Raw genomic sequence first — 12,695 nt, forward strand, 5'->3', positions numbered from 1 at the left:
CCCCTGCTTTGCAGGGGAGGGCTGGGGTGGGGTCAACGCAAAAGCCGCAGCAACACCATCACGCCACGCCGGCAAACCATGCGCCGTAGCCGGGAAGCTGCAGGCGGCTTCCTTCGAGGCTGCCCGACAACAGGCCGTGCCCTTCCAGCGGACGCAGTCGCGCAAGCTCCCCGGGAAGATCGATGCCGACCGGCGCGTCGCCGAGGTTGAACACCACCAGCACGGTTCGTTCGGCCCAGTGGCGGGTGAAGGCCAGCACCGGTTCGACGGTATCGATGAAGGCGATGTCGCCCCAGCGCATCGCCGGTCGCGACTGGCGCCAGTGCATGAAGGTGCGGAAACCGTTCAACACCGAATGCGGATCACCGTCCTGGCGGCTCACCGCCAGCTCGCGATGTTCGTCCGGCACCGGCAACCACGGCGTGCCGTGGCTGAAGCCCGCGTGCGCCGCGGCATCGCTCCACGGCATCGGCGTGCGGCAACCGTCACGACCCTTGAACTGCGGCCAGAACGCGATGCCGTACGGGTCCTGCAGCGCCTCGAACGGCAGCTCCGCCTCGGTCAGGCCCAGCTCCTCGCCCTGGTAGACGCAGACCGAGCCGCGCAGCGAGCAGACCATCGCGGTGAGCAGGTTGGCCAGTGATGCGGATGACCGCCCCTTGCCCCAGCGCGTCAGCACGCGTTCGACATCGTGGTTGGAGATCGCCCAGCATGGCCAGCCTTCGGTCATCTGCGCTTCCAGCGTCTGCACCGTGCCGCGGATGTGCGCGGCGCTGAAGTCGTCGGTGAGCAGCTCGAAGCTGTAGCCCATGTGCAGCCGGCCGGGACGGGTGTATTCGGCCATCGTCGCCAGCGAATCCTCCGAGGAGATCTCGCCCAGCGTGGTCGCGCCCGGATAGCGGTCCATCAGCGCGCGCAACTCGCCGAGGAAGGCCAGATTCTCCGGCTGCGTGTTGTTGTAGTAGTGGTACTGGAACGCGTACGGGTTGTCCGGGCTGAAGCCGCGGCCCACGCGCTTGTCCTTGGGCTTGGGCGGGTTGTCGCGCAGCTGGCGGTCGTGGAAGCAGAAGTTGATCGCATCCAGGCGGAAGCCGTCGACGCCCTTGTCCAGCCAGAAGCGCACGCTGTCCAGGATCGCCGCGCGCACTTCCGCGTGGTGGAAATTCAGGTCCGGCTGCGAGGTCAGGAAGTTGTGCAGGTAATACTGGCCGCGGCGCGGCTCCCACTGCCACGCCGAACCGCCGAACAGCGACAGCCAGTTGTTCGGCGCACTGCCATCGTCCTTCGCGTCGGCCCACACGTACCAGTCGGCCTTCGCGTTGTCGCGGCTTTGCCGGCTTTCGCGGAACCACGCGTGCTCGGCCGAGGTGTGGCTGAGCACCTGGTCGATCATCACCTTCAGGCCCAGCCCGTGCGCCTTTTCCAGCAGCGCATCGAAGTCGGCCAGCGTGCCGAACAGCGGATCGACGTCGCGGTAGTCGGCGATGTCGTAGCCGAAGTCGGCCATCGGCGACTTGAAGAACGGCGCCACCCAGATCGCGTCCACGCCAAGGCTGGCCACGTAGTCGAGACGCGCGATGATGCCCGGCAGATCGCCCACGCCGTCGCCATCGGTGTCCAGGAAACTGCGCGGGTAAATCTGATAGGTGACGGCGCCGCGCCACCATGGTGCATCGATCATTTGGACGTGTCCCTGGGACATGAGGCGGGGGCGTTCGGCCACCCGTCTTCGGATGCGATCAGCTTAGCGGCGGCACCGCTGCAACCGGCACGGGTCTGCATACGTATTCATTCTTGCTGCAGTTGCGACATGCGATGCGCGCGACGGCGTTGTCCGCCATCCGGTCGCGACGGGCCAAGCCCAAGCGGCATCCGGGTTCGCCCTGTCGTCACCCACGCTCCGGGCACGCGCCACCGCATTGCAACATGCCGGGTTTCGCGCCCCCCATGAATACGTATGCAGAAAATGCTTCACCGCAGAATCGTCGGCCTACTATGCGACCACGCCGCCGAAAACCTCGGCAGCGCACCTGCCGACGGTCGTCGCCGACGGAAGCGCGGGGACTCCAACAACCGAGATCGACGGCGACACATTGCGGGAGGGGATTACATGGTTCTGAAACACAAGTTGCTGGCGCTGGCGATCGCATCGGTGTGCCTTGGCGCAAGCGCCACGGCTTACGCGGGCTCCGCGTCGCGGTCCGATCAACCGCAGAGCACGCAAGATCAGACACAGGCGCCATCGGCCGACAACAACAGCGACCAGGACAAGGCCGACGCCAAGCGCAAGACGCAGAAGCTGCAGTCCGTCGAGGTCAACGGCTTCATCAGCAGCATCGAGAACTCCACCGCGCTGAAGCGCAACGCCAGCAGCATCGTCGAGGCCGTGTCGGCCGAACAGATCGGCAAGCTGCCCGGCGTCAGCATCGCCGACACGCTCGGTCGCCTGCCCGGCCTGGCCGTGCAGACCGTCAGCGGTCGTCCGCAGGTGCTGACCATCCACGGCCTGGGCCCGGACTTCTCCACCGCGCTGATCAACGGCGGCCAGCAGGTTTCCACCTCCAACAACCGCGACGTGCAGTTCGACCAGTACCCGTCGAGCTGGTTCGACAACGTGGTCGTGCACCTGACCCCGCAGGCCAACCTGATCGGCCAGGGCCTCACCGGCACGGTGGACATGCACACCATCCGTCCGCTGGAAAAGAGCGGTCCCGAAGCGGCGGTGAACGCCCACTACATCTGGGACGGCATGTCGCAGCAGGCCGACGGTCCCGGCGTCAGTGACCGGGGCTACAACCTCAACGGCGTGTGGGTGCACCAGTTCGCCGACCACACCCTCGGCGTCACCCTCGGTGTGGATCTCGAATCCAATCCCGCGCAGATCCAGCACCAGGCACCGTGGGGCTACCCGACCGACGCCAACGGCAATGCCGTGATCGGCGGCTCGAAGAACTACGGCATCTCCGACACGATGAAGCGCCGCGGCGTGCTGGCCACCGTGCAGTGGCAGCCGAACGAGCACTACACCGGCACCGTCGACGTCACCTACGACAACTTCAAGGAAGTGCAGCAGGCCAAGGGCATGGAGTTCCCGCTGTTCTGGGGCAACGCCACGCTGCAGCCGAATGGCAACGTGCAGAACGGCTTCATCCAGAGCGGCACCTACGACGGCGTCAAGGCGGTCATCCGCAACGATTACAACAGCACCAGCGCCCGGGTCTACAACTTCAACTGGGACAACAAGTTCACCATCAACGAGGACTGGACGGCCGACCTCGACGCGAACTACTCGCGCGCCACCCGCCGCGACATCAACCTCGAAAGCTATTCCGGCACCGACTTCGGCGCGAACAACGGCGCCCGCGACAGCCTCGGCTTCATCGAGCGCAACAACGGCTTGTTCTACGTCAACCCCTCGCTGGATTACGGCAGCGGCATGGTGCTGACCGACCCGCAGGGCTGGGGCGGCGGCAACGACGTGGTGCAGGCCGGCTTCATCAACGCGCCGCACACGGTGGACTACCTGGCCAACCTGCACCTGGCGGTGGAGCGCAGCTTCTCCAGCGGCCCGTTCTCCAGCATGGAGTTCGGCGTGGCGCACAGCACCCGCGACAAGACCTACAACATCGACCAGAGCTTCCTGACCCTGGGCGGCGGCACGATCAGCAGCGGCACCGCGGTCGAGACCGCGCCGTTCGGCGGCAGCAGCTGCAGCCCGCTGGCGTGGATGGGCGTGGGTTCGCAGACCTGCTACAACCCGTTCGACCTGATCCGCGACGGCACCCTGGTCAGCGTGCCCACCTTCGGCTCGTCGCTGTCGATGCCGCCGAACTGGAAGGTGCGCGAAAAGACCCTGACCCCGTACTTCCAGTTCAACCTGGACACCTACATGGGTGGCGTCAGCCTGCGTGGCAACTTCGGCGTGCAGGCACAGCACACCTCGCAGCGTGCGGAAGGCGAGCGCGTGGCGCCGGGCAGCGCGATCACCGGCAACGCGATCACGCTGATCCCGGTGGTGGGCAATACCAGCTACACCAAGGTCCTGCCCAGCGCGAACCTGATCTTCGGCTTCAGCGACAGTGATGACCTGCGTGTCAGCGCCGCCCGTACCCTGGCCCGCCCGCGCATGGACCAGATGAACGCCAGCCTCGGGGTGAGCGGCAACATCACCCACCTGACCAGCACCGATCCGAACCAGGCGTACTTCAGCGCTTCCGGCGGCAATGCCCAGCTCAAGCCGACCATGGCCGACAACTACAACGTCAGCTACGAGCACTACTTCTCGAACGAAGGCGGCTATGAATGCAAGGCCGGTGACGCGAAGAACTCGGACCTGTGCCGCAGCGCCGGTGGCGGCTACTTCGCGCTGTCGGGCTACTACCTGAAGCTGACCGACTACATCAATCCGAACGCGGCCTACCTGTACGATTTCAGCTCGTTCCTGCCGTTCGGCCTGACGCCGGCGCAGCAGGCCCAGCTGGGCACCACCCTGGGCACCGTCTCCGGCCCGACCAACGACGGCCACGGCTACGTGAAGGGCGCCCAGCTCACCCTGAACCTGCCGTTCAACCTGTTCACGCCATCGCTCAACGGCTTCGGCGCGATCCTCACCGGCAACCGCACCAACAGCTCGCTGGTGTTCGCCGGCAACAGCAACCCGATCACCGTGCCGGGCCTGTCGAAGTGGGTCGCCAACGGCACGCTGTACTACCAGCATGACGGCTTCGAGGCCCGTGTCAGCGACAGCTACCGCTCCAGCTTCCTGGGCGAGGTGTCGGGCATCAGCGCCTCGCGCATCGAGCAGACCATCCAGGGCGGCAGCACCTACGACGCCCAGGTGAGCTACACGTTCGACAGCGGCGCGCTCAAGGGTCTGACCCTGGTCGCGCAGGGTTCGAACCTGTCCAACAAGACCTTCATCACCTACCAGAACAACGATCCCCGCCAGGTGCTGACGTGGGAACGTTACGGCCGCCGCTTCGATATCGGCGTCTCGTACAAGTTCCAGTAAGGCGTAGCGACGTACCTCCCCAACCTGCCCCGCTGAGTGACTTCCAGCGGGGCTCTTTTTTTCGGCGGCGCCAGGACAGCGGCGCGGCAACCGCGGCGGAACCTTCCGGAGCAGAGCGGCATGAACGATCCGAGAATCCGGCAGGTGGTGATCGTCGGCGGCGGCACGGCCGGCTGGATGACGGCAGCCCTGCTCGCCCAGGCGCTGGGCCCGCAACTGGACATCCGGCTGGTCGAGTCCAGCGAGATCGGCATCGTCGGCGTGGGCGAGGCGACCATCCCGCAGATCCGCCACGTCAGCCAGTTCCTCGGCATCGACGAGGACGAGCTGCTCAAGGCCAGTCGCGGCACGATCAAGCTCGCGGTGCAGTTCAACGACTGGCGACGGATCGGCGACTCCTACCTGCACGCGTTCAGCGACATCGGCCTGCCGCTGGGCCTGGCCGCGTTCCAGCACTACTGGCTGAGAGGCCGCGAACTGGATCCCGAGGCGCCCGACCTGTGGGCGTACTCGATCAACGCCCAGGCCGCCAACGCCAATCGCTTCGCCCGGATGGACAAGGTCGGCGACAGCCCGCTCACCGGCATCCGCTACGCCTACCACTTCGATGCCGCGCGCTTCGGCCAGCTGCTGCGCCGGCACGCCGAACAGCGCGGGGTGAAACGCACCGACGGCAAGGTGGTCGACGTCGCGCTGCGCGGCAGCGACGGTTTCATCGAATCGATAAGACTCGACAGCGGCGAGACCATCGCCGGCGACCTGTTCATCGACTGCTCCGGCTTCCGCGGGCTGCTGACCGAAGGCGCGCTGAAGACCGGCTACGACAGCTGGCAACACTGGCTGCCGTGCGACCGCGCCGTGGTGGTTGCCAGCGAACACGGCGACACGCTGCGCCCGTACACCCAGGCCAGCGCGCAGCAGGCCGGCTGGCAGTGGCGGATTCCGCTGCAGCACCTGGACAGCAACGGCCACGTCTACAGCAGCAGCCACCTCAGCGACGACGAGGCCTGCGCCACCCTGCTCTCCCATCTCGAAGGCCCGATGATCGGCGAGCCACGCCAGCTGCGCTTCCACACCGGCATCCGCAAGCAGGTGTGGAACCGCAACTGCATCGCGATGGGCCTGGCCAGCGGCTTCATCGAACCGCTGGAATCGACCAGCATCCACCTGATGCAGTCCGCGGTCGGCCGCCTGCTGACGATGTTCCCGGACAAGCACTTCGACCCCGCGCTGATCGCCGAATACAACCGCCAGACGCGTTTCGAATACGAGCGCACGCGCGATTTCATCGCCCTGCACTACAACGCCACCGAGCGCGACGACACGGCGTTCTGGCGGCAATGCGCCACGATGGCCCTGCCCGAGGGACTGGCCCACCGGATCGAACTGTTTCGCCAGAGCGGCCACATCTTCCGCGACGGCGAAGAGCTGTTCACCCCGACCGGCTGGCTGCAGGTGATGATCGGCCAGGGCATCGTTCCTCAGCGCCATTCGCCGCTGGCCGACGGCCTGCCGCAGGCGCAGCTCGGCGAGTTCCTGGGCAATATCCGCACCCTGGTCGACCGCGCCGTCGCCAGCATGCCCGGCCACGCCGACTTCATCGCCCGCCACTTCAAGGCGGCCGACTGATCCGCCATTGCTGGAGTCGCAGATGATCCGTTACCTGCTGTTGGCACTGCTGATCCTCGGCACGACGCTGCCCGCGGCGGCAGCGCGTCCGTCACCGGATCCGGTCGGCTCCGGCGTCTGGTACGAGATCTTCGTGCGCAGCTGGGTCGACACCGACGGCGACGGTGTCGGCGACCTCAACGGCGTCACCGCAAAGCTCGACTACCTGCAGTCGCTCGGCGTCGACGGCATCTGGCTGATGCCGATCAATCCCTCGCCCAGCTACCACGGCTACGACGTCACCGATTACTACGGCATCAATCCGCAGTACGGCACGATGGCCGACTTCAAGCGCCTGCTGCGCGAGGCGCACCGGCGCCACATCAAGGTGATCATCGACCTGGTGATCAACCACACCAGCGACCGGCACCCGTGGTTCATCGCCGCCCGCGATCCCGCCGACCCGCATCACGACTGGTACAGCTGGGCCGGCCCGCACACCGACCTGCACGCCGAGGATGCCGCGGGCGCGCAGGCCTGGCACGCGCTCGGCAAGGCGCACTACCTGGGCGACTTCTCCGCCAACATGCCCGACCTCGACTACGACACGCCGGCGGTGCGCAGGGAGATGGTCAGGCTCGGCCGGTACTGGCTGAAGAAAGGCGTCGATGGCTTCCGCCTCGACGCGGCCCAGCACATCTACTACGACTTCAAGGCGGACATGAACAATCCGCTGACGCTGCAGAAGAACCTCGCCTGGTGGTCGGAATTCCGTCGCGGCCTGGACGCGGTGAACCCTGCGGCCTACGTCGTCGGCGAAGTGACCCGCGACTCCGCCGATGCACTGGCGCCGTACTTCAAGCCGCTCAGCGCGGTGTTCGATTTTCCGCTGGCGGTGCAATTGATCGACAGCGCGCGCAATGAACGCGCCGGTGAGCTCGGTGCGCTGCTCGCACGCACCGATGCCGCCTACCGCAAGGTCGCCGGCAAGTCCGGCGTCGATGCGCCGTTCCTGTCCAATCACGACCAGGACCGCGTGATGAGCCAGCTCGACGGCAACCCGCAGCACATGCGCATGGCCGCCGCGATGCTGCTCACCCTGCCCGGCCATCCGTTCGTCTACTACGGCGAGGAGCTGGGCATGCGCGGCAGGAAACCCGACCCGGATTTGCGCGAGCCGATGCGCTGGCACCGCGATCCGCAGGGCACGGGCGAGACGCACTGGAAAGCCTTCAGCGCCGGCGATGGCCCCGCGGTCTCGGTGGAGGCGCAGCAAAAGGTCGACGATTCACTGCTGCACTACTACACGACGCTGATCGGCTGGCGCCGCCAGGTCGCGGCGCTGCGCGACGGCACCATCCGCGAATATCCCCAGACCAATCCGCACATCGCCGCCTGGCAACTCGACGACGACGCCAGCCACGTGCTGGTGCTGCACAACCTGTCCGGGCAGACGCAACAGGTGCCGCTGGGCACCAGCCGATTCCGCACGCTGCGGCTGCACAGCAAACCGGACACCACGCTGCAGCGCCAGCGGCTTTCCCTGCCGCCATATTCCAGCGCGATCCTGGACTGAACCTTGATCCACGAGGAACCCCGCATGACATCCCCTCCCCGCAAAATCGGTCGGCGTGCAAACGCCTGGTTGTGGCTCGGCCTCGGCCTCGCCCTCGCCCCGGCCGCCAACTTCGCCGCGACTGCTCCCGCGTCGACCCCGCAGGCACCCCGCATGGCACAACTCGTCGACCACGCCATCGCGATCGATCTCGGCACCGATCGTCTGGACGTCCGTTTCGTGGCACCCGGCATCGTGCACATCCACCCCACGCGATACGGCCATGCCGCTGCGCCGACGCCGATACTCGACCCCGCCGGCCGCCGATCGACGTTCGCGCAGGTTCGCGGCACGCAGCTGGCGGACGGCATGAACCTCGCCTCCGCGGTCGCTTCGGTGCGCTGGGATCAGCAGACGCGCCAGCTGCAGTTCGACGACGCGCAACAGCATCCGCTGCTGCGCATCAACACCGACGCCCTGTGCCAGGGCAAGCTCGACGCGAAGCACGATGCGAGCGACGCGCTGTACGGCATCGGCGGCTACAACGCGACCGAGGATGCCTCCGCCGGCCTGTTGCGCAGCGGCACGCTGCAGGCAAAATCCGGCGAGCAGGGCCACGCTGGCGCGCCATTCGTGTGGAGCACCGCCGGCTACGGCGTGCTGCTGGACAGCGACGGCGCCACCTTCGAGCTGCAACCCGGCACGATCGCCGCCAGCAGCCCGGGCAAGGCATCGGACGTCTATATCCTGCTGGGCACGCCCGCGCAGATCTTCGACTCGCTGGCCCAGCTCAGCGGCCGCACGCCGCTGTTCCCGAAGTGGGCGATGGGCTTCACCAACAGCCAGTGGGGCATCGATCAGAAAGAGCTGCTGCAGATCGTCGACACCTACCGCGCCAGGCACATCCCGATCGACAACATCACGCTGGACTTCGACTGGAAGGCCTGGGGCGAGGACGACTACGGCGAGTTCCGCTGGAACCCGACCAAGTTTCCCGACGGCCCCAGCGGTGCACTGAAGAAGCAGATGGATGCCCGGGGCATCCGCCTGACCGGCATCATGAAGCCGCGCATCCACGTCGACACCGTCGAAGGACGCTACGCCACCGCCCACGATTTCTGGGTGCCCGGCGAAAAGGTCAGCGACGACTATTTCTCGCACAAGCCGGTGAAGAACATCGACTTCGACATCCCCGCCGCACGCCACTGGTTCGGCGAGTTGGCGATCAAGTACGGCTACGACGACGGCATCGTCGGCTGGTGGAACGACGAGGCCGACACCACCGGCAGCGACACCGAGTTCATGAACATGCAGCGCGCGCTGTACGACAGCCAGCGCGCCGTCTCCAACGAACGCGTGTGGTCGATCAACCGCAACTTCTGGCTCGGTTCGCAGCGCTACGCCTACGGCCTGTGGTCCGGCGACATCGACACCGGCTTCGCCAGCATGGCCGGCCAGCGCGCGCGCATGCTCAGCGCGATCGACGTGGGTGCGATGCAATGGGGCATGGACGGCGGCGGTTTCCGCAACGGCACGCCGACGCCGGAGAACTACGCGCGCTGGATCCAGTTCGGCGCGTTCACGCCGATCTTCCGCGTGCACGGCGAGCTGGGCCAGAAGCGCCAGCCGTGGGTCTACGGCCCGATTGCCGAGAAATCCGCGACCGCGGCGATCCGCCTGCGCTACGCGCTGATCCCGTACATCTACAGCTACGAGCACTCACGTCGCGTCGACGGCGTCGGCCTGGTGCGCCCGCTGCTGTTCGACTGGCCGCATGATGCCCACGTGCGCAACGACGTCGACAGCTGGCTGTTCGGCGACTGGCTGCTGGCGTCGCCGGTAGTGGAACAGGGCCAGACTTCGAAAGACGTCTATCTGCCCGCCGGCCGCTGGATCGACTGGTTCAGCGGCAAGGCCTACGACGGCGGCCAGACCATCCACCTGGCGATCGACAGCAAGACGTGGAGCGATATTCCGCTGTTCGTTCGAGACGGCGCGATCATCCCGAACCGCCCGCCCGAGGATTATGTCGGCCAGCACCCGCTGACCGAACTCGGCGTCGACATCTTCCCCGCCGCGCAGCGCAGCACGTTCAATTACTACGACGACGACGGCGGCACCTACGACTACGAGCACGGCGTGTACTTCCTGCAGCCACTGTCGGTGCAGCGCAAGGGCGACACGGTGCAACTGGACATCGCCGCCGCGAGCGGCAGCTTCAAGCCGGCCTTGCGCTATTACCTGCTGAAGATCCACGGCAGCGCGGCGACCCGCGTCGGCCAGCTGAAATCCTTCGCGAACCTGCACGCGCTGCAGCAGGCCGAAGGCGAAGGCTGGGCCAGCGGCCACGACCGCTACGGCGACGTCACCTGGGTGCGGGTCGCCGCCGCACGCGCCACCGAGCTCACCCTCAACCGGAATCCATGAGCCTGGGAAACAGCCGACTCACCCGAAAGCTTTTCGCTCCACCCACCTGCGGAGGGATGTTCGATGGGCAATCAAGGCAAGGCGTCACGCGGTTCGAAATCCAGCCTGGCGTGCGCGCTCGCCGCGGCCCTGGCGCTCTACGCGCTACCGGCCATCCATGAGCAGGCGCGCGCGGCCAGCAACGACAACAACGTGGAATGGAGCGGCCTGTTCCACGACCAGGGCCCGCTCTACGACAACCACGTCGAGCCGACTTCCGCCCAGGCGGTCACGCTGACCCTGCGCACGTTCAAGGGCGACATCAGCAGCGCCAACATCAAGTATTACGACAGCGCGGACGGCGCCTTCCACTGGATAGCGATGAGCTGGTCGGCGAACGATGCCACCGGCAACTTCGACTACTGGAAGGGCACCGTGCCGGCCAGCGCCTCGAAGAAGTATTACCGCTTCCAGATCAACGACGGCAGCGCCACCGCCTGGCTCAACGCCGCCGGCACCACGTCGGCCGAGCCGTCCTCCGGCGACTTCTTAATCCTGCCCGGCTTCACCACGCCGGCGTGGATGAAGAACGGCGTGATGTACCAGATCTTCCCGGACCGTTTCTACAACGGCAGCACCGCGAACGACGTCACCAACGGCCAGTACACCTATGCGGGCTGCGCCACCGAGAAGCACGCGTGGGGGTCGAGCGTGGTGGCCAACGTCGGCGGCTGCAACACCGCCGTGTTCTTCGGCGGCGACCTGGCCGGCATCGACCAGAAACTGGGCTACATCAAGAACACCGTGGGCGCCGACATCATCTATCTCAACCCGGTCTTCCTGTCGCCGAGCAACCACAAGTACGACACCGAGGACTACATGACGGTGGACCCGGCGTTCGGCAGCAACAGCACGCTGCAGACGCTGAGCGCGGACATCCACAGCACCAGTAACGGACCGAAGGGCTACCTGGTGCTCGACGGCGTGTTCAACCACACCGGCGACACCCACAAGTGGTTCGACCGCTTCCACTGGTGGAGCAGCCTCACCGGCGCCTACGAGTCGCAGTCCAGTCCGACCTACGGCTACTACACCTTCCAGAGCTGGCCCAACACCTACTCCGCGTTCTTCGGCTTCTCGTCCATGCCCAAGCTGGACTACGGCGCCAGCGGCTCGGCCGTGCGCAACGCGATCTACGGCAGCACCAGCTCGGTGGTGAAGACCTGGCTGAAGTCGCCGTACTCGATCGACGGCTGGCGCCTCGACGCGGCGCAGTACCTCGATGCCGGCGGCGGCAACGGCAGCGACACCGCCAACCACCAGATCATGGCCGAGCTGCGCAGCGCGGTGAAATCGGTCAACGCCAACGCCGACATCCTCGGCGAGTTCTGGGGCAATGCCGGCCCGTGGACCGCCGGCGGCGACCAGTGGGACGGCGCGATGAACTACGACGGCTTCACCCAGCCGGTGTCGGAGTGGATCACCGGCAAGGACTACGGCGGCGGCACGGCGAGCATCCCGGTCTCGCAGTTCGACAGCTGGCTGCACGGCACCCGGGCGAACTACCCGACCAACGTGCAGCAGGCGATGAGCAACTTCCTCAGCAGCCACGACATCACCCGCTTCGGCAACCGCGCCGGCGGCGACATCTGGAAGACTTACCTGGCGCTGTTCTTCCAGATGACCTACGTGGGCACGCCCACGATCTACTACGGCGACGAGTACGGCATGCAGGGCGGCGCCGATCCGGACAACCGCCGCACCTTCGACTGGACCGTCGGCAGCAGCACCAACAGCGCGGTGGCGCTGACCAGGAAACTGACCACGATCCGCAATGCCTACCCCGCGCTGCGCACCGGCTCGTTCATGACCCTGCTCACCGACGACGGCAACAAGCTGTACGCGTACGGCCGCTTCGACGCGGGCAACCGCATCGCGGTGGCGCTCAACAACGACTCGGTGACGCACACGGTGACGGTGCCGGTGTGGCAGCTGAGCATGACCAACGGCAGCACGGTCACCGAGCTGATCTCGGGCACGCACTACACCGTGCAGAACGGCCAGGTCAGCGTGAGCGTGAATGGCCATTACGGGGCGATCCTGGCGCAGTGATTC

At 66.5% G+C, this 12,695-nt stretch carries 6 protein-coding genes; 5 read left to right on the plus strand and 1 reads right to left on the minus strand.

Annotated elements, in window-relative coordinates:
* Positions 1-58: 58 nt before the first annotated feature.
* On the minus strand, positions 59-1,681 hold the full coding sequence (locus tag ASD82_RS08180) for an alpha-glucosidase family protein (protein WP_056717336.1): 1,623 nt from the start codon (positions 1,679-1,681) through the stop codon (positions 59-61).
* 429 nt (positions 1,682-2,110) lie between these two features.
* Between ASD82_RS08180 and ASD82_RS08185 the strand changes: the two genes are divergently transcribed.
* From ASD82_RS08185 to ASD82_RS08205, 5 genes are all read left to right on the plus strand, one after another.
* Complete coding sequence (locus ASD82_RS08185) at positions 2,111-5,011, plus strand: TonB-dependent receptor (protein WP_056717337.1); 2,901 nt, start codon at positions 2,111-2,113, stop codon at positions 5,009-5,011.
* Between the two features lie 120 nt (positions 5,012-5,131).
* Positions 5,132-6,640, plus strand: a complete 1,509-nt coding sequence (locus tag ASD82_RS08190; RefSeq protein WP_056717338.1) for a tryptophan halogenase family protein — start codon at positions 5,132-5,134, stop codon at positions 6,638-6,640.
* A gap of 22 nt (positions 6,641-6,662) precedes the next feature.
* Positions 6,663-8,195, plus strand: a complete 1,533-nt coding sequence (locus ASD82_RS08195) for an alpha-amylase family glycosyl hydrolase (RefSeq protein ID WP_056717351.1) — start codon at positions 6,663-6,665, stop codon at positions 8,193-8,195.
* 24 nt (positions 8,196-8,219) lie between these two features.
* Entirely contained in the window at positions 8,220-10,601 is a 2,382-nt protein-coding gene (locus ASD82_RS08200) for a TIM-barrel domain-containing protein (RefSeq protein ID WP_082585281.1), read from the plus strand.
* Between the two features lie 63 nt (positions 10,602-10,664).
* Entirely contained in the window at positions 10,665-12,692 is a 2,028-nt protein-coding gene (locus ASD82_RS08205) for a glycoside hydrolase family 13 protein (RefSeq protein WP_056717339.1), read from the plus strand.
* Positions 12,693-12,695 lie beyond the last annotated feature (3 nt).

Source organism: Rhodanobacter sp. Root179 (genome assembly GCF_001428465.1).
In the GTDB taxonomy this organism is placed as follows: domain Bacteria; phylum Pseudomonadota; class Gammaproteobacteria; order Xanthomonadales; family Rhodanobacteraceae; genus Rhodanobacter.